Origin of the sequence: Brevibacillus daliensis, from assembly GCF_021245735.1 — a bacterium.
Lineage (GTDB): Bacteria > Bacillota > Bacilli > Brevibacillales > Brevibacillaceae > Brevibacillus_B > Brevibacillus_B daliensis.
In genome coordinates this window covers 94,451-113,350 of sequence record NZ_JAJISB010000022.1, presented here as the reverse complement: position 1 = coordinate 113,350, position 18,900 = coordinate 94,451, and the positions used below count along the sequence as shown (strand labels likewise).

Here is an 18,900-nt window from a genome sequence, read left to right as displayed (position 1 = left end):
CGACTAGCTGCATTAATAGACATTAATCAACATGTAGGAGATTAGCTTGCGAGTGGTGGAAAAGAAGACGAACCATACAGTGACCAAACACAAAACACGATTTGTATATTCATTTCTTTGGAGTCATGAAATAAACGGTGACAAATGCATCTTCATTGAATCCAAATTGACGTTTATCAATAATGTATAACGTACCATCCCTAAGCTCTAATTCATCCCCGGGGGATAAAGTTGGTAGAGAGAAAGAGGTTTCTTGTTCGAAGATACATTCTGTTCTAACAAAAAATCTAGTAAGGAAGAGAGTGATAGATGGATATTCAGGTTCATGATAGCGGAATTCCATGAATGTACACCTCACTTTCGAATACGTCCATTATATGTTCGAAGGCAGTTAATTAACAGTATGTATCAAAACATTACGATAGTTACTCAGAAAATATCTTCTTACGTTTAATATCCACAAGTGTTCCTATCACTCCAACTAAGCCGCACAAAGTAAACAAGATAGGGACGAATGATACTGGTTCTGTTAAAAGACGATAAACGCCATTGATAGATATAATTAAGCCGCTGATCAATAGGAGAATTAGTCTCATTTTTGTTTTCATCATGTGAACACCTCAGAATGATTGTATCACATTTGAAGGGAAGGGACTTAGGGATGCAAGAAGGATGTAAATTTGATGCTAAAGTTGCGAAGTGTTTAGGGTGGAAAGTAAAAGACGAGTCAGTCTACATTAACGAAAGAGTGGGAGGACTGGCTTGATAAATTGATATTTTCAACAACAGGTGATGGCATGCTTCAGATGATGGAAGAATCCAAGAAACGAGATAATTATCTTTGTATGAGACCAACAATAGGCGGTTACAACTATTGGGCAGAGAGTATATTGGACCTTTGGGACAGAGGATCATCGAGAGGAATGATAGTAGCTGAAAGAGGATACGAATCTGCACCGACTAGTGTAACACTAACATTTCTAAAAGCCAAAGCCGTGGATATTACTGCTTATATGGAGAAATAAGAAAAGCCCCCGCTAGGAGGCAATTCTCTCAATAACTAATTTGGTATACAGCAAGGTCCCCATGGTCCTTTGCAACAACCACTTGGTTCATTAGCAGCAGATGCAGCACCAGAAATAGACATAACCATCATAACTGCAAATGCTATAGCCAAAAACTTTTTCATAATCTCACCTCCAAAAATAAGAATTTATAGAATGTTATGACAATAATATAACATATTTGTAATTCTTTGGGAATATATGAAAATAAAAAAGTATCCAAGGTACAGTAGGTTAGTCGAAGAAGGAATATGGTTTATTTTTATTGAACTCTATTGATCTTGAAGAAATGAGGGATTAGATGAAATATGAAGTTATTATTAATATGCCAATATGTAATCACGAAGTACCAGATTTAAGAGAACTTGTTGGATGGGGAAGACGTGATAAAGAATATCCTACTTTATTTGAGCGTTGCAATTTCTGGGCAGGGGTTAGAGACGCTGATAATAAACTAATAGCATTTGGATATGTTTGTGGAATGGGCTTAGAACATGGATACATGGAAGATATTATCGTTCATCCCGATTATCAAAAGAAGGGAATCGGAGTTGAATTGGTAAAAGAATTATTACGAGAATCTGAACGGTTTGGCTTAGGGATTGTAACCGTTTCATATGAGGAGCACAATACTAATTTTTATAGAACTTGTGGCTTTTCTTCTTCCTCAGGAGGAGTATGGCAAATATAGATTAAAAGATTTTTTATTGAACTATTGTGGACAATAGCAGAACAAGGCTGTCATTAGGCAGTCTTGTTCTTATGCAACAAAAAGGGCAGGTTAATCAGAAATGAGCGAACTTTTCTAGAAAAGAATCATTCATTTAACAGAGAAGGAGCATGTGTTGCTTAATCTTTTTCAAAACACGTTCTTTCTGTTTGTATATTTATTAAGGTTATTAGTATTGTTTTGATCAAACTTTTTTATAAAGCTACAGCAGCATTCGTTACAGCAAAGCTTCCAGACATATAGGGAAGGATAGCAACAATAGCAGCCATTCTTTCGAAGTTGTCAGCTACATCTTTTTGCATGTCCGGCATGACATGACTAAAAACGTCCATTGTGACTCCAACTCTACTATGACCTAACCGTTCCGATACGATTTTAGGGTGCTCACCAAGCTGATATATAGCATTATTGCATGTGTGTCTTAAATCATAAAAAGTGGAGGGGTGGTCTCCCTCCACTTTTTATGTAATCGTATTAAATCATTCAGGAATAGGTCGCATAGATGTGGTGAACTGGGTTCAAATTCGACAAATAATTCAGCATAGTTTTCTGATGATTCCTCAAGAACAGTTGCATTAAAGTTGTTGAGGGACGAATTCGGCGAGGACTGAATAACTTCATGTTATTTTTGAGAGGGTGAACTACTGCTAAACCGTGATCAGCAAAGACTATCGGTCTAAGCCTCTTGTTGAGCAATTTCTTAATAATGTACTTAATGGTGTTCCAGTATTGGGGAGCCAGCAAGCGGCAGCGTTAAAGTGAATGAAGAGACACATGCGAAGGATTTTTATTTGAGGAAAAGGCTAAATTATTGTGTGTTTCAAAAAGAAATGTACAAGCAATGGTGACTAGAGCACAGAAAAAAATTGCAAATTGTGTAGCGACGAACCTATTCCTTGTGGGATAGGCTCGTCTGTCTAAGAAAAAACTCTTAAATGCAAGAGAAATTACTTAGATTATGAAATTTGGCTCTCAGACATTGTGACTAGGCAAAATGACATTCGAATTTGTGTAGCTAGGAGATATGCTTTCTAGGGTAGATTTATTTTTAATTATCTTCTGAACAAGTTATACCAACCTAGTGTAGCAATATCATCAACTTTTGATGAAATAGCCTCTTGTTGTAACTTTATGTTTCGTAATTCTCTCATTCTTGCATAGTGCTGCTCTTCATGTTCAAAGAGATTTATACATTCTTTAAGAGAGTCAGCACGATTATTGTTAATGTATTTCTTCATTTTTTCGAGAGCATATAAGTACCAATAGTCCTCTGGAATGTCGCTTTTAGATTTAAGCTCTTGAAATAATTTCTTTTGTAGGATAGGTATTTCTTGTATCCTTTTTGCATATTTTCTTTTCTTTGCTACTATTGCATTTCTATTAATAATGAAAATAGATAGTGGGTAGATCACAAGGAAAAAGAATGAAAATAAATCGGGTAGCACATCAAAGATAAATTTTCCATCCTTACGTCCAAATATTATTAAAGTAATGATAGCAGTGACTAACGGAAGTGCAATAAAAATTTTAATATGATCATTAAATCTAAGGTTTATTGGTTTTTTAAAGTAATAATTTAATTCATCTTGGAGCTTGTGCCAATCTTTAATTAAAGATTCTGTAAAATCTAAGTTTAGTAGAGTATATTTTTTTTCTGATGACAAACTTCTCTCCTCCTTAAAATATGAAAGAAAATAATAATTGATCCTAATTTACTATTATAACTCCCTCTATATAGTAAAAATATCTTATATTTAATTTAATATAAATATAATAATTTGTAAATTTTTTTAGAGTAAACATTATTTATGAGAAAAATATTTGAATAGTTTATATATTATTTCAAACTGATTTCAAATAAAATAATGTTGCTTGATTATAATAGATTGCTAATTTATTTTGAATATTTCCCCATGTAAAACGATTTGGTCCAGAGCCAGTTAATCGATAATAGATGGAGCCCTCTGACGATAATAATCCGTTAGAGGGCCTTCCTGTTATAAGTTATTCTGCTGACTTAATAAATTTGAAATAGTATATAGGCTTTTTAAAACTTGTATGTTTTGTTTGATTCGCTAAGGCGTCCCCTTAGCAGAAAAGAAGCTGGTAGATTTTAAGTTATATTAATCTCATAAACCATTGCTATGCTTATGTAAAAACTCAATTGTTCTCCCTAACGTCTTTTCTGCATGTGATGAGGAAAAATCAAATTGATACTCATGTCCTAATTCAGATTTGGTTCCATCAAATAAAACACTCTCCACTTCCACGTTATTTCTTTCGAGAGCCTCTATAAGATCTGTTGAGTGCGGGGCCAAAGGGTCAGCATCTCCAACTGTCAAAAAGACAGGTGGATAATTAGGTGTTATCTGTTTAACTGTTGATATTTCATCTATTTTAGGGAATGATTTGATATCTTTTTCTCCTGTGTATGACCAAAACATTGTATCAACAAAAAACTTTCCTAATGTAGATGCTTGATGCTCTTCAAATCGATACATGTTATAAGGCCCGCAAAACAAGAGTAGGCCTTTTATTTGTTTGTTATCAATATGAGGCTGTATATTCATAGCTTTTGCTAGTTTTTCATTAGAGATGACTGCTGCAGTTTGACTGGCAATTTGAGCCCCAGCGGAATCGCCACCTATAAATAATCTATTCATATCGCCACCATATATTGCGATATTACTCTGAAGGTATTTCAGAGCCTGATTAGCTTGGATGACTGGACCGGGGTATTTTTGTCCAGGTGCAATGGCATAGTTTATATTTGCCACTACATATCCTTCATTAGCTAGTGCCATTCCATATTCCTGCGTTTGTTCCTTGCTACCTGACACGAACCCTCCTCCATGTATCCACATAATAACAGGAAGGATTTTATTAGCGTTTTTCGGATAGTAAATATCTAAAATACTATTTTCAAGTCCATCCTCGTCATAAACAACATCTTTTTTTACAACAACTTGCTTTTTAATCGTTTCAATGTTTTTAGGTGATGCAAACGGTTTTGCTTCGAATAATTGTTTGATTACAAAAGCCCTAAATGTAGGCGTAAACTGATTAATAATGGGTATAAGTAAAATAGGAATGACAATGATAGAAATCGGAATCATCCATCTTTTTTTTTGATAAAACTTTTTCTTTGTTGTCAATTGTGTTTCACCCCTTCTTTGTTAGTTATTATCTTCCACGTATCCGCCAAACATGTACAGTCTGTAGGAACAAGGAGATAGAAGAAGATGAAAGCCCCATCAAATACTGATGGGGTAATTCTTTTACCTTTTGATTATATAGCTGAGTACTTATCTACCGCTTAATCCAACAAGCTATTCAGTGGTGAACCGCCGTATACCGATCGGTACGTACGGTGGTGTGAGAGGACGGGGGCTAGTCACCCCCTTCTACTCGATTGCGCCTAGCAAGGGAGCAGAGTTCTTTTTCCTTCGGGAGCGATGGTTGAAACTACTTGACAGTGTGCAAAGTATGCACTAATCTTATCGTATCAAACATTTAATATCAAACAATTCACACTATTCTCTAAATTAAAAAATATTAATTCAGGGAGGGGCATGGTGACAGGATTATAATGAAGAAATGAACGGAAGAAGGATTTCGAGAGTAACGAATCTACTAATTGATTGAATAAGAGGTGACGTCATATGGACAAGATCAAAAACAGAATTACGGATCGATCTCCACTAGATTTGGATTATGACACCATGAAGGAAATGGGTTATCAAGTTACCGATATCGTTGCCAAGCATCTGTCAAGCCTACGATCACAGCCTGTATACGTCACGATGCCACGTGATGAAGCGGAAAAATTGATGCCAAAGGAACCGCCAATGGAAGGCTCCTCATTTGACGCTATTATGCAAACATTGAACCATGATGTTTTACCAAATACGGCACGAGAGCCTCATCCTGGTTATATTGCTTATGTTCCGAGCTGTCCGACTTTTCCTGCCGTGCTGGGGGATTGGTTCGTATCCGGTTTTAACTTCTTTACGGGACTTTGGGATATGGCGGCCGGCATCAATCAGATGGAGCTTGTTGTGATTGATTGGTTTCGACAATGGTTTGGGATGCCCCAAGGTACCGGAGGACTTATGACGCCTGGGGGATCTGCAGCAACTCACACCGCTGTTGTTGCAGCCAGACATCATGTCCTCGGAACAGATTATGCAGACATTACTCGCCTTGTCATTTATGCCTCGGATCAAGCGCACTCTTCTGTCATGAAAGCAGCGTGGATGGCTGGGATACCTCGCTCGCAGGTAAGAAAAATTTCGGTGGATGATCAGTTCAAAATGAAGGTAGAGGAACTCATCACTACTATTCATCAAGATCGGGAATCAGGATTACTGCCACTCATGGTAGTTGCTAGTGCTGGGACAACCAATACCGGGACGGTTGATCCTTTGCACGAAATTGCCGATTTCTGTGAGAATGAGAAAATTTGGCTTCATATAGACGCAGCCTATGCGGGATTTTCTATTCTTACAGAACGTGGAAAACAAGCACTGAGCGGGATAGAGAGGGCAGACAGTATCACGATCGATCCCCATAAATGGCTGTTTGTTCCGTTTGAATGCGGCTGTTTATTGGCACGAGATCCAAGTCTTCTAAGGGACGCCTTTCAAGTCAACCCGGAATATCTTAAGGATGCCGCTGCATCACAGTCCAAAGTGAATTTTTCTGAATACGGCGAGCAGCTGACAAGAGCATCTCGCGCGTTAAAAATATGGATGTCCGTGAACTACTTTGGGATGCAGGCGATTACCGAGGCCATTGACCGAGCGATGGATCTTACTCTGTTTGCAGAAGAATTGATGAAGGAAAATCCGGACTTTGAAATATTATCTCCTGCCCAATTCGGAATTCTTTGCTTCCGTATTCATCCAAAAGGAATGGACCATTCCAGCGAATTAGAAACGTTAAATCAAGAAATTTGTAACCGTGTTGTTGCTGAAGGTTCTTATCTCATTGCAACTACCCGTCTGCGCGGAGAATTAGCGCTGCGCATCTGTATTTTAGGATTTAGAACCGGCAAAGAAGATGTTGAGGGAGTCGTAAGCAGTGTCGTATCGAATGCGAAAGCGATTCTCGCTGAGTCGAGAGTAGTTGCTGATCATTCCTTGTAGAAAAAATAGAGGTCACTGAAGTAGCAGTGATCTCCATACACCTTTAATTTACGGAAAATTCAGATTTATTGTTAGCAACAAAACATGAAGGGGTGTCTTCATTGTATAACGCTTTAATCGGTTCTTTAGAAGCTGGTTTAATCTTTAGCATCATGGCGCTTGGGGTGTATCTTACTTTTCGGATATTAGATTTTCCCGATTTGACGGTGGACGGGAGTTTTACAACAGGAGGGGCAGTGGCAGCTGCGATGATCACCAGTGGGCTTTCTCCGCTGTTAAGTACAGTAACTGCCATCGTTATTGGATGCCTTGCAGGAGTTTTTACAGGCATTCTGCATACGAAGGGAAAAATAAATGCGTTACTTGCCGGGATATTAACCGCTATTGCGCTGTATTCGATCAATTTAAGAATCATGGGAAAAGCAAATATCCCCTTACTCAATCAGGAAACGATTCTTTCACAAATGAACGCTCTATCCCAATCCCTGTTTTCCACGGAGTCGTTTGCTATTCTAATTGGCATTGGTGTTCTGGTGCTTTTGGCAAAATTATTCATAGACTGGTTCTTGCGTACTGAAATCGGCTTGTGTATCCGGGCTACTGGTAATAACCCGCGGATGATCCGAAGTTTTTCGGTTAACACGGACAATATGATTATTTTGGGACTTGCTATATCCAATGGTTTTGTTGCACTTGGGGGGGCTTTATGGGCTCAGTATCAAGGGTTCGCTGATATATCGATGGGGATTGGTACGATCATTGTTGCTCTTGCCTCCGTGATTATCGGTGAAGTATTATTCGGCAGCCGGAGCATTGCTGTGGCAACCCTTGCAGCCATTGGCGGAGCGATTGTTTATCGTATTGTTGTGGCTATTGCCTTACGGGTAGGTTTGAATCCTTCAGACATGAAGCTGATGACCGCTTCGATTGTCATTCTTGCCCTGATTGCGCCAAAATTAATTGCTATTATCAGAAAAAAAAGAAAAAAGAAGTACAGAAGCGTAATAAGCAATGTTAATTCTAAAATGGAAGCGAAGTGACTCCCATGCTGAAACTATCTATGATTCATAAATCTTTTAATCAAGGAACTGTAGATGAAAGAGTAGCTTTAAACAACATACAGTTGCAATTAGCAGAGGGGGACTTCGTAACCGTTATTGGAAGCAATGGAGCAGGTAAGTCCACCTTGATGAATATCATTTCCGGTGTGTTGCAGCCTGATGAAGGTACGATTGAGATAGATGGTCGGGTGACGAACCGCATGCCAGAGTATGACAGGGGTAGATTGATCGGACGTGTGTTCCAAGATCCGATGGCAGGCACATCTCCTGCCATGACGATCGAAGAAAACATGGCGATCGCTTACGGTCGGGATAAGCAGCGTACCGTAAGAATTGGTGTTAATCGTAAACGAAGAGAAATGTTCAAGGAGACATTAGAAACACTGCATCTGGGGCTTGAAAATCGATTATCCGCAAAAGTAGGATTACTGTCTGGAGGTGAACGGCAGGCATTAAGCCTTGTCATGGCAACCTTCACGAAACCAAAAGTATTACTGCTGGATGAACATACCGCTGCATTGGATCCTTCAAGGGAACAGATTATTACGAAGCTGACCAAAGAAATTGTTGAGAGGGACAAACTGACTACCTTAATGATCACCCATAATATGCAGCAAGCTTTGGATCTGGGAAACAGGCTGATCATGATGGACAGTGGGACGATCATTCTTGACGTTCCTCAAGAGAAGAAACAAAACCTGACGATTCAAGGGCTTATTAATGAATTTTCGCGGATTCGCGGGGCAAATTTCGTATCTGATCGAACAGTGTTAGCTTAGCATGTACATACCAAATTAGAGGGGGCGTTTGATTTGAAAAGCAAAGGTTTCATTTTCATGTTGCTGATCGCAATCGTTTTACTAGTGACAGCTTGTGGGACAGATACTACTACTACGACGACAACGACAGAAAAGAAAATCGTTCAAATCGGAATCACGCAAATTGTTGAGCATCCTGCACTCGACGCGGAACGAGAAGGATTTATCCAAGCGTTTATAGATGCCGGCTATATGAAAGATCAAGATATCGTCTTTGATGTTCAAAGTGCTCAAGGCGATATGAACAACAACAAGCTTATCGCCCAGAAGTTTGCGCAAGATAATAAGGATCTGATCTTTGCGATAGCGACCCCCACTGCACAGGCGATAGCAAATGAAACAACTACTATCCCGATTCTCTTCGGGGCAGTGACAGATCCAGTAGGTGCGGGCCTCGTTAAAGATCTGAACAAACCGGAAAAAAATGTAACAGGCTCATCGGATTCGTATCCTGAAGCAATCGAGAAAACAATGACAACAATCAAAGAATTTTTTCCACAAGCAAAAAGTGTAGGTATTATCTTTAATACCGGAGAGCAAAATTCAATCGTGCAGGTGGAACAAGCCAAAAAAGTATTAGAAACACTAGGATTAACTACGATTGAAGCAACTGCCACCAACAGTTCAGAAGTAAAGCAAGCGGCTGAATCGCTTGTAGGAAGAGTGGATGTGTTTTATGTTCCACTGGATAATACGGCTGCGTCTGCATTAGATTCCATTATAAAAGTCGCAAACAATAGTCGTATTCCTGTTATCGGAGCAGATACGGACTATGCGAAGAAAGGAGTTTTTGCAGCTTATGGAGTTGATTATCATGCATTAGGCTACCAGACTGGAACACTCGCTCTGGATATTATCAAAAACGGGAAAAAACCTGGTGAGATTGCCATTCATTTTCCGAAAGATGGGAGCCTTGTGATCAATGAAAGTGCAGCCGCCGCTCAAGGTGTAGATATTCAGAGTTTGCCAAAAGAAATCGTAGATAAGGCGCAGATCATTAAATAAGTGTTGAGTGACCAAACAAAAGACTCTCTATAACTGGAGGGTCTTTTGTTTACTTAAAGGGCCTCCTCAATAATTTCTGATTATCATGCACATTTATGCTATGATCGTATTATAGCTAACGATTAAGAAAATTAGAAATGAGGAGGTACCATGAATATTTTTGAAGAAGATTTGCTGCCTGAGGAAGTCGATACACTTAAACGATTAACCGACTTCCCGATTGATTTTGCCGCGATGAGCATTTGTTCAAATATTTATCGTGCAGCTCAGCGACTAAGAGTAACTATGGAGCGGGATCTCCTTGCCAATTATTCGCTTTCTTGGACAGGCTTTGACTTGCTGCATAATTTATGGATATGGGAATGGATGGAGTCGAGAGGGTTAGCAAAATCCATGGGCGTGACCGTTGCGACAATCAGTAGTATCTCAAACACGCTGGAACGAAAGAATTTAGTGCAACGTAGAGTAAATCCGAGAGATCGACGATTGGTAGAGTTGGGAATTACCGATCAAGGAAGACAAGTGATGGAAGATCTGTTCCCGAAATTTAATCAGGGAGAAGTGGACATGATTAAAGGATTAACGGAAGAGGAGCAGAAAAAACTGCTGAAATTGTTAAGACGTGTGATTAAGAATATTGAATAATTCAGCGTAATGGAATAGCATCAAACCAAAAGCCCATCTGGATCAAACTAGATGGGCTTACCTATCACCATTATTCAATTTCAAAAGCGGTGTTTCTTGCGTTATCGGAATCCTCAGGTTGAGCGCCATAATCCCCGAAGTCTACTTCACTTTCGACGACTGTGGTCGTCAAGCGACCATGACCTACGATTTCCACCTCCACAACATCTCCTGGCTCTACAGGTCGGGAATTAGCTGGTGTGCCTGTCATGATGACATCCCCTGGTTCAAGAGTTATGAGCCTGGACAAATCAGCAATTAACACGTCAAAGGGAAACATGAGTGTGCTGGTATTGTCTTCTTGTACGACTTCTCCGTTTACATAGGTTTTTATCGTCAGATTAGTAGGATCAACGTCTTTTGCTGGAATCAATGCAGGGCCGATTGGACAAAATCCGTCTTGCCCTTTTACGCGCAGCATGGAACCTGCATCTGAGGTGCGAAAATCGTGGAGGCCATAATCAATGGCAGGGCTGTATCCTGCAATGTAGCTCCAAGCATCTTCTCTGGAGACATTTTTTGCCCTTTTGCCAATGACAAGCGCAATTTCACCTTCGTAGTTCAGATATAAGGTATTGCGAGGTTTCGCTACTTGGGCACGATGCCCGGAGAGTGAGGACAACGGTTTCATGAAATAAGATGGCCATCTTGGAGTTTTCGCGCCAAAAGCGTGCAGACGGCTCGGATAGTTTAAGTGGACAGCGATGATTTTAGTCGGTTCAACGGGTTCCAGGAAATGAGCCTCAGATTCAGGTATTCTTTCTCCATTTTCTAAATGAAGCATCTCTTCGTTCATATACCCTTTTACAATTTGATCGTCGCGTTTTACACGTACGAATTGCATCTTTTGTTTCCTCCTAACATTTTTGGAATGACTGTTTAGCGTTTTTGTTGTTGAATCACTTTTCCACCATGCAGGGTATAGCCAAAGGAATGGTAGTAAGCACCTAGGATCTCCTTGGGTTCCAATGATTTCAATTCCTCAATCGGTGAATCAAAAATATTGATCTCAGCGGTTCCTTCCCAAACTGGACTAAATTCTTTATCTACTCCAGCAACATTGACCAATTCATAGACAGCAGGTTCCAAGCTGTCCCATCTCGGAAAATAGCGGCTGTTATACAGGGGCGGAGCACTTACTTGTGGTCCCTTTTCAGAAAGTCCTGTCAAGGTTACTTTTCCTTCAACTAAGCGTCTTCCTCCAACTGACAACGTACCTGCAAAAGTCTCACCAGGGGCTAAGCGAGGACCGGCTTTACCCACTGTAACAGGTCGTGACATCCATACATCTCCATGTTTTTTAGGAAACCCTTGAACCCATCCACGCACCATTGCAAAATCTTTATCCACCCAGATGTAGACACAACGGCTAACCGGTTCTCCCTTATACTTTGCTCCTACAAAAACTATTAATTCTTTATATTGCGAATAATAAGGGTCTAGCAGTTCTTGTCCGCCATCCGTGCAAGATTGCCAATCGGCAAAGACGACGGAAACAGCGCCAGGATCTTCGGCAGGTTCCAATTCGTCAGGTAATAAAGCAATGACCGCATCGGGATTGGTACGATATTCAATATGAAGCATATCCCCTGAATAGTGCCAAGGTGGTGCAGGTAATAAATTCGCTTTTCCTTCAGGTGAGAGGGGGAGTGAAAAACCTTGTAGTCTTGCCATGAATGACCACTAACCTTTCTAGTTTGATTTTTGCTTTTTTCGTTGCTTGACAGAGCACTAAGTTGTGTACTAATCTTATCATATCAAACGTTTAATATCAAATGATTTAATCTATTGTTTAAATTCAGAAAATTCTATTATTACAAGGTGGTGAATCGATCCACACCTGAATTTTCAGCTGAAGTTTCTTTAGATAAACGCCTCGAGGCAAAAGGGGAGCTAGTAGTGAGTATTCTATCAAGCGAGAAAATACTTGTCGCGAATGTACCAGTTTCACCACAGCATTACATTGATGGTAAGCGTGTAAACTCGGCAAATAGTTTTGAAGTGATTTCGCCAATCGATGAAACGAGTCTAGGATCTGTAGCAGCTGGCGGGGCTGATGAGGTTCATGCCGCAGTAGCAGCTGCGAAGAGAGCATTTCCTGAGTGGGCAGCGCTAGGTCCAAAAGGACGAGGAGTCTATTTACGAAGATTGGCTGACGTGATCGAATCTCATATTGAAGAACTTGCGATTGTTGAAACCACGAATAACGGTTCTTTGCTGGAGGCGAGCCGTCTGCGCGTGATGAAACGGGGAGCCCATAATATTCGTTTCTTTGCAGAGTGGGCAGAAAAGCTGGAAGGCGAATGCTGGGAATCGAACGGAGTTCAGTACCAGGTAAAATATCAACCTACTGGTGTGTCAGCACTGATTACACCTTGGAATGCACCGTTCATGCTTACCACGTGGAAGGTAGGTCCAGCTTTAGCGGCAGGGAACACGATTGTGATCAAACCACCAGAATGGGCGCCTTTCACATGTTCGTTGCTAGCTGATTTTGCGGAAGAAGCAGGTTTACCGCCAGGGGTCCTTAATGTTGTCCAGGGAATTGGGGAAGAAGCAGGAGCAGCTCTTACTCAACATCCCGATGTTGCGAGAATTTCGTTCACAGGCTCTAGTGAAACGGGACGAATTATTGGCAAAGTGGCAGCGGAACGAGTAGTTCCTGTTAGTTTTGAATTAGGGGGGAAATCACCTCTTGTTGTCTTTGCGGATAGTAATTTTGATCTGGCAGTACGTACTGCTGTTGGGCAATACGACAATGCTGGCCAGGTTTGTCTGGCAGGTACCCGTATTCTTGTGCAAGAGGAAATCGCAGATACATTCCTAGAAGCATTAAAAAACGCAGCAAATAATCTTATACTTGGTGATCCACGAAAACCTGAAACGAATGTAGGACCACTGATTACACGTGAGCATATGGAGCGTGTGAAAGGATTTGTAGAACGGGCAAAAGCAGAAGGGGCAACAGTTGCCTATGGAGGAAATGTTTCTGAAGATGTAGGTGGTCTATATTTTGAACCCACGCTATTTGTTGATATCCCTGCGCATGCAGAAATTCTGAAGGAAGAAGTGTTTGGGCCTGTCCTGACATTGCAGACATTCCGGACGGAAGAAGAAGCCATTGCGATGGCAAATGATACGGAATATGGTTTGGCAGCAACGGTATTTACAGGCTGTGAAGAGCGGGCCGCCAGAGTCGGTTCTGCGATCCATGCGGGAACCGTTTGGATCAATACATTTTTCGCTCGCGACCTGAAAGCTCCATTTGGCGGCAGTAAGAAGTCAGGTATTGGGCGAGAAGGTGGCAATTGGAGCTTTGAATTCTTTTGTGACATTACCACAATATCAAGCCGAGTAGGGTCCTTTACCAAAAAATAAGGAGGTTTTTCAAATGGGCGAAATTATTGGAGCAGGTTTAGTTTCTCACGTTCCAACAATTATGTTGTCAGAGCAGATAAGACGTGAACTTAACCATGGAAAAGATACGACACTGGTCCCTGGTCTTCATCAAATAAGATCAGAAATTTTAGATGAGTTAAAGCCTGATACGATTGTTATCTTTGATACGCATTGGCATACAACATTTGAGCATGTGGTGGATGGGCGAGATCACTATAAAGGGTTCCATACATCGGATGAGCTGCCACGAAGCTTGCGTGACGTTCCGTACGAATATGATGGAGATCCTGAGCTGGGTCTATTAATCGAAGAGGAAGCTTCAAAGCGAACGGATACTTGGGTCCATGTAAGCAGAAATGCTCATCTTCCCATTCATTACGGAACGGTCAACCTCGTTCATTATTTGCATCGCGGAGAAAAAATTCTCTCTGTGAGTACGGCACAAACAGGGGAACCACATGACTTTTTGAAGTTTGGTGAGATTCTGCAAGAAGCGATTAAAAGGATGGACGGAAGGGTTGTACTTTTGGCTTCTGGAGGATTGTCACATCGATTCTGGCCGCTTAGTACGATTAGAGATCACGAAGCGACAGATTTATCGCATGTATTTACACAAGAGGCAAGAGAAATGGATGAAAAAGTGATCAGCCTTTTACTCGAAGGAAAACACGCGGAAGTCATTGCATTGATGCCTGAATATCGAAAGCACGCACCCGAAGGCAGATTTGGCCACTATCTCATGATGGCTGCGGCATTGGGCGGAGAAGCATGGACAGCCCCGGGAAGAAAAATGTCGGAGTACGAAGCTTCCGTTGGTACTGGACAAGTGCATATCTGGTTCGATAAACCTGCTGCTGGTTGGAATGCATAATAGATCATTGTTATTTCGGTTGCTGGCAAAGCCTAAACGATTTTGGTTATGCCAGCTTCTAAAAAAAATCACGTAACCCAGCAATACATAGATGAGCTTGGGGGAGGTCCACATGTCAGTAAATGAGGAATTAATACGACAATTGCAAGATAGTGGAGTAGAATTTGTCCGCATTACCTATAGCGATATGCATGGGTATCCACGCGGAAAAGATATTCCTCTGGAATATTTCAAAGACGTCATAGAAGACGGACAGGCATTTTGTATCGCCAATATTGTCGATGGTCTGGCTAGCAATCCATTACATGCACCCGGTTTGGCTCCAGATCGCGGGTATCCTGATATGCGAGCTATTCCAGATTTGACGACAATCGCTCCAGTTCCGTGGGAAAAAAATACGGTTCAATGCATGGTGGATCTATTGGATAGCAGCAATGGAGCACCGGTGAGTATTTCACCTAGACAATTCTTGAAGAGGGCTACAGAACTGGTGAAAAGCAGCCTTCATCTAACACCCGTTTTTGCACATGAATTGGAGTTTTACCTTCTTCAGAAAACGGAATCGGGCTTTGCACGATACAGCGACCATCGCTCTATGCAGTATACCGTGGGACGTCGCTCTGATGAGTTGGGGGTCATGCATCATATTCTCCAAGCGGGGAAAACGATGGGGCTTGGTTTGACTGCAGCCAATCATGAGTTTAGCGGAGGTCAATTTGAAGTCAATATGCTTCACGGTGAGGCTGTTCAATCTGCAGATCGAGCGTTTCGTTTCAAAAACATGGTGAAAGAGGTTTCCGCCAGTCATGGGTTACTTGCTACTTTCATGGGTAAACCTTTTAGCGATCATGCTGGATCAGGGTTTCATCTACACGTAAGTCTCATAGATCAGGAAAACCAAAATGTATTTCATGATCAGTCCCAAACGGACGGTTTAAGCAAACTTGCCAGGCATTTCATGGCGGGTATTCTCCATCATGGACCAGCTCTCATGGCCTTTATTGCTCCTACCATAAATGCATACAAAAGATTTGTTCCAGAAAGCTTGGTTCCTCTGGCCTCGAATTGGGGATACGATAACCGCACGACTTTTATCAGGATACCAGGAGAAAGAGGTTCCGGCACCCGATTGGAATTACGAGCTGGAGATGCTTCCGCGAATCCTTATTTAATTTCTGCCGTCTCTCTATTGGCTGGATATAACGGTATCGTACAAGAGATGGAACTTCCTTCTCCTATATCGGGAGACATTTCTCTTAAGGCAGGGCATGGAGCTGATTTGCCTTTGACTCTTGAACAAAGCATAAATACTCTCCTTTCTGACGAGAGTTTATGCGAACTGATCGGCACTCCCATGATAAATGCCTATACTGCGATGAAACGAGTGGAACTTGAACGCTTCCGAACCTATGTGACAGATTGGGAGATGAATGAATATGTCTACCATTTATAAGAAACCCAGGATCGGCATTACCACCTGGAGACGTGATTTGCCAACGTTTTTGGGAGAAAAGACCGATCTGTATACATTAGGTGAAGAGTATGTACGCTGTGTAATCGAAGCTGGGGGGTTACCCATCCTTTTGCCACATGGTCCTGCGGATAATATCATGGCCTATCTGGATCTCTTGGATGGATTGATCGTTTCGGGTGGTGGAGATATCGACCCGCTTAGCTATGGAGAACAGGATCAGGGTAAATCTTATGATGTGAGACGTAGTGCAGATTATTTTGAAATCAATTTGGTGCAGGAAGCTAGTAAAAGAGCCATGCCAACGATGGGGATTTGCCGCGGATTCCAATTACTCCAAGCGGCATTTGGTGGAAAACTTGCTCAAGATCTTCACGCTATTTATCCAGAACATCCCAAAAATGAGGGAGATGCTGCGTATATTCTTGGTCAAAAGCACCGTGTTGATCTGGAAGAAGATTCGATCCTAGCTGAAATATACGGAAGCACGCAGCGGCAAGTGAATACCATTCATCATCAATGTGTAACAAAGGCAGGAGACGGGTTTAAGGAAATTGGTTGGAGTGAAGACGGGATGATAGAGGCCGTTCAATCCCAATCGGATTGGTTTGCTTTTGGCATGCAGTGGCATCCGGAAAAAATGGAAGATCCTACGGAACAGAAGGTATTTGATTACTTTATCCGTTATGTAGGAGATCAAGTTTTGAGGGGGGATCGCGGTGGAGACAAGAGCTATTTCCGCAACGGTTGCTAGATTTTTGCTAGAGTCTAAAAAACTTTTAATCAATGGCGAATGGATGGAATCTTCATCATCAGACTTACTCCCCGTTATGAATCCTGCTACAGGTGAGAGGCTAACGTACATCGCTGCAGGGAATGAGGAAGATGTTGATCGTGCGGTTGCAGCTGCCAGAGCCGCTCTTGAAAAAGGGGATTGGAAGAAAATGACCCCGATGGACCGAAGCAAGCTGCTTTGGAAAATCGCCGATCTCATCGATTTACATGCAGATGAACTAGCTGAGCTGGAGACCTTGGATAATGGAAAGCCTATTTCGATCTCAAGAAATGGTGATGTCAAAGCATCAAGCAATGTTTTCCGATACTATGCTGGTTGGCCTACGAAGATTGTGGGAGAAACCAATCCTGTTTCGAACGGAAACTATCTGAACTATACAGTGCGTGAACCAGTTGGGGTAGTAGGTCAGATTATTCCTTGGAATTATCCGCTCATGATGGCTGCGTGGAAGCTTGCGCCTGCATTGGCTGTGGGAGCGACAGTCATTCTCAAACCAGCCGAACAAACATCACTTACGGCCATTCGCCTGGGAGAACTGTTGATCGAGGCAGGAGTACCGGCTGGCGTGGTCAATATAGTGACAGGTACAGGTAAAAAAGCGGGAGCCGCAATTGCAAACCATCCTCGCATTGACAAAGTAGCTTTCACAGGCTCAACGGAAGTGGGACGACACATCATGCAAGCGGGAGCTGTGAATATAAAAAGAACCTCTCTGGAATTAGGTGGGAAATCTCCAAATATTATTTTTGCAGATGCCGACTTGGAAGCGGCTTCGCTGGGTGCCAGTGAAGGGGTTTTTTACAACATGGGCCAGGATTGTACGGCAGGCTCACGCGTTTTTGTACAAAGACAGGTATATGAACAGGTTCTGGAGAGAATCGTACAATATGCTGAGAACTTGCGAGTGGGCAATGGTTTGGACCCTCTAACGGATATTGGACCCATCGTTTCCGAAGAACAAGTAGAACGGATTTCTTCCTATGTTGAGATTGGATTGGAAGAAGGGGCGACTCTCATGAGCGGCGGCAAGCGGGTAACAGACGGAGTGTTGAAGCATGGTCATTTCATCCAGCCCACTGTCTTCGCCAATGCTCGCAATGACTCACGCATCGCACAAGAAGAGATTTTTGGGCCTTTTGTATCCGTCATTCCATTCGACGATGCCGAAGAAGTGATTTCTCTAGCGAATGATTCAATTTACGGACTTGGAGCGGGGATCTGGACAAGAGATATAGGTAGAGCCCATAGTATGGCAAAATCTATCAAGTCCGGCATGATCTGGATTAATTCCTACGGTGCAGTAGATCCTGCCTCACCATTTGGAGGATATAAAATGAGTGGCTACGGAAGAGAAATGGGAGCTTATGCGATTGACCTTTACACAGAGACAAAGACAGTCTGGGTAAAAATGGATTAATGGAATACACCGCAAAAAAGTCGGGAGAGATACTGTTCATCTCCCAGTCAAGTAGACTTAACTAAAAAGACACCTTATGTAGCAACCGTTTTCCGGTATAAAACTGGGGAATGGTTGCTGCATTTCTGGAATTGATTCTGGTCCTTTCAGGGAAAACATAAATTTGGGAGATATTAATCGTCAACAAATTATTATGATTTTGCTTGAAAATGATACCCTCAATGTTAATCAGTTAACAGAAAAAATGGATATTTCAAGACCAGCTGTGTCTCACCATCTGAAAATATTAAAACTGGCAGGTTTAATTATCTCTAATAAGAATGGAAAAGAAATGTATTATTCATTAAGTACTATGGAGTTTCTAAAACATATAAAGGAATTAATTTCAACAATCGAAGCAGGTTACTAATTTTTTTGATCAACAGGTTTACAAGTTT

20 protein-coding genes are annotated in these 18,900 nt (G+C 41.6%); 13 read left to right on the top strand and 7 right to left on the bottom strand.

Annotation, left to right across the window (positions count from 1 at the left end):
• Nucleotides 1–109: 109 nt before the first annotated feature.
• Nucleotides 110–343, bottom strand: coding sequence for a hypothetical protein (locus LM917_RS16105; protein ID WP_232698579.1), 234 nt, complete (start codon nt 341–343; stop codon nt 110–112).
• 427 nt (nt 344–770) lie between these two features.
• Between LM917_RS16105 and LM917_RS16100 the strand changes: the two genes are divergently transcribed.
• The gene (locus LM917_RS16100) at nt 771–1,025 is read left to right on the top strand and encodes a hypothetical protein (protein WP_232698578.1); all 255 of its coding nucleotides are present in this window, start codon (nt 771–773) and stop codon (nt 1,023–1,025) included.
• A 35-nt stretch (nt 1,026–1,060) separates the two neighbouring features.
• On the opposite strand, the gene LM917_RS24450 is transcribed toward LM917_RS16100, so the two are convergent.
• Complete coding sequence (locus LM917_RS24450; RefSeq protein ID WP_255668345.1) at nt 1,061–1,189, bottom strand: hypothetical protein; 129 nt, start codon at nt 1,187–1,189, stop codon at nt 1,061–1,063.
• Between the two features lie 176 nt (nt 1,190–1,365).
• Between LM917_RS24450 and LM917_RS16095 the strand changes: the two genes are divergently transcribed.
• Nucleotides 1,366–1,755, top strand: a complete 390-nt coding sequence (locus LM917_RS16095; protein ID WP_232698576.1) for a GNAT family N-acetyltransferase — start codon at nt 1,366–1,368, stop codon at nt 1,753–1,755.
• Between the two features lie 233 nt (nt 1,756–1,988).
• On the opposite strand, the gene LM917_RS16090 is transcribed toward LM917_RS16095, so the two are convergent.
• The 3 genes from LM917_RS16090 to LM917_RS16080 all read right to left on the bottom strand — a co-directional run bounded on the left by LM917_RS16090 (nt 1,989) and on the right by LM917_RS16080 (nt 4,949).
• On the bottom strand, nt 1,989–2,126 hold the full coding sequence (locus LM917_RS16090; protein WP_232698575.1) for a hypothetical protein: 138 nt from the start codon (nt 2,124–2,126) through the stop codon (nt 1,989–1,991).
• 720 nt (nt 2,127–2,846) lie between these two features.
• Nucleotides 2,847–3,458: a hypothetical protein gene (locus tag LM917_RS16085; protein ID WP_232698573.1), complete on the bottom strand. Its 612-nt coding sequence runs from the start codon at nt 3,456–3,458 to the stop codon at nt 2,847–2,849.
• A gap of 465 nt (nt 3,459–3,923) precedes the next feature.
• Complete coding sequence (locus LM917_RS16080) at nt 3,924–4,949, bottom strand: alpha/beta hydrolase (protein ID WP_232698572.1); 1,026 nt, start codon at nt 4,947–4,949, stop codon at nt 3,924–3,926.
• Between the two features lie 507 nt (nt 4,950–5,456).
• Between LM917_RS16080 and LM917_RS16075 the strand changes: the two genes are divergently transcribed.
• The 5 genes from LM917_RS16075 (at nt 5,457) to LM917_RS16055 (ending at nt 10,470) form a co-directional block, all read left to right on the top strand.
• Entirely contained in the window at nt 5,457–6,941 is a 1,485-nt protein-coding gene (locus tag LM917_RS16075) for a pyridoxal phosphate-dependent decarboxylase family protein (RefSeq protein WP_232698571.1), read from the top strand.
• A gap of 101 nt (nt 6,942–7,042) precedes the next feature.
• Complete coding sequence (locus LM917_RS16070) at nt 7,043–7,981, top strand: ABC transporter permease (protein WP_232698570.1); 939 nt, start codon at nt 7,043–7,045, stop codon at nt 7,979–7,981.
• Between the two features lie 5 nt (nt 7,982–7,986).
• On the top strand, nt 7,987–8,781 hold the full coding sequence (locus LM917_RS16065) for an ABC transporter ATP-binding protein (RefSeq protein WP_232698569.1): 795 nt from the start codon (nt 7,987–7,989) through the stop codon (nt 8,779–8,781).
• Nucleotides 8,782–8,814: 33 nt separating this feature from the next.
• Nucleotides 8,815–9,825: an ABC transporter substrate-binding protein gene (locus tag LM917_RS16060; RefSeq protein ID WP_232698568.1), complete on the top strand. Its 1,011-nt coding sequence runs from the start codon at nt 8,815–8,817 to the stop codon at nt 9,823–9,825.
• 150 nt (nt 9,826–9,975) lie between these two features.
• Nucleotides 9,976–10,470, top strand: coding sequence for a MarR family winged helix-turn-helix transcriptional regulator (locus LM917_RS16055; RefSeq protein WP_232698567.1), 495 nt, complete (start codon nt 9,976–9,978; stop codon nt 10,468–10,470).
• Between the two features lie 70 nt (nt 10,471–10,540).
• Here LM917_RS16055 and LM917_RS16050 read toward each other — a convergent pair whose 3' ends face one another.
• Nucleotides 10,541–11,353 (bottom strand): fumarylacetoacetate hydrolase family protein, encoded by an 813-nt coding sequence (locus tag LM917_RS16050; protein WP_232698566.1) that lies wholly within the window; start codon nt 11,351–11,353, stop codon nt 10,541–10,543.
• A 35-nt stretch (nt 11,354–11,388) separates the two neighbouring features.
• A complete protein-coding gene (locus LM917_RS16045; protein WP_232698564.1) occupies nt 11,389–12,183 on the bottom strand; it encodes an acetoacetate decarboxylase family protein in 795 nt (264 codons plus the stop codon).
• A gap of 225 nt (nt 12,184–12,408) precedes the next feature.
• Here LM917_RS16045 and LM917_RS16040 point away from each other — a divergent pair, with 225 nt between their 5' ends.
• The 6 genes from LM917_RS16040 to LM917_RS16015 all read left to right on the top strand — a co-directional run bounded on the left by LM917_RS16040 (nt 12,409) and on the right by LM917_RS16015 (nt 18,872).
• Nucleotides 12,409–13,887, top strand: coding sequence for an aldehyde dehydrogenase (locus LM917_RS16040; protein ID WP_232698562.1), 1,479 nt, complete (start codon nt 12,409–12,411; stop codon nt 13,885–13,887).
• 13 nt (nt 13,888–13,900) lie between these two features.
• Entirely contained in the window at nt 13,901–14,779 is an 879-nt protein-coding gene (locus tag LM917_RS16035; RefSeq protein ID WP_232698561.1) for a DODA-type extradiol aromatic ring-opening family dioxygenase, read from the top strand.
• A gap of 112 nt (nt 14,780–14,891) precedes the next feature.
• A complete protein-coding gene (locus tag LM917_RS16030; RefSeq protein ID WP_232698559.1) occupies nt 14,892–16,232 on the top strand; it encodes a glutamine synthetase family protein in 1,341 nt (446 codons plus the stop codon).
• Nucleotides 16,216–17,004, top strand: a complete 789-nt coding sequence (locus LM917_RS16025) for a gamma-glutamyl-gamma-aminobutyrate hydrolase family protein (protein ID WP_232698558.1) — start codon at nt 16,216–16,218, stop codon at nt 17,002–17,004. Before LM917_RS16030 ends, LM917_RS16025 begins: the two co-directional genes overlap by 17 nt.
• The gene (locus LM917_RS16020; protein ID WP_373688796.1) at nt 16,970–18,463 is read left to right on the top strand and encodes an aldehyde dehydrogenase family protein; all 1,494 of its coding nucleotides are present in this window, start codon (nt 16,970–16,972) and stop codon (nt 18,461–18,463) included. The genes LM917_RS16025 and LM917_RS16020 overlap by 35 nt, the downstream gene beginning before the upstream one ends.
• 103 nt (nt 18,464–18,566) lie before the next feature.
• Complete coding sequence (locus tag LM917_RS16015) at nt 18,567–18,872, top strand: ArsR/SmtB family transcription factor (RefSeq protein WP_232698632.1); 306 nt, start codon at nt 18,567–18,569, stop codon at nt 18,870–18,872.
• The last annotated feature ends 28 nt before the right edge of the window (nt 18,873–18,900 follow it).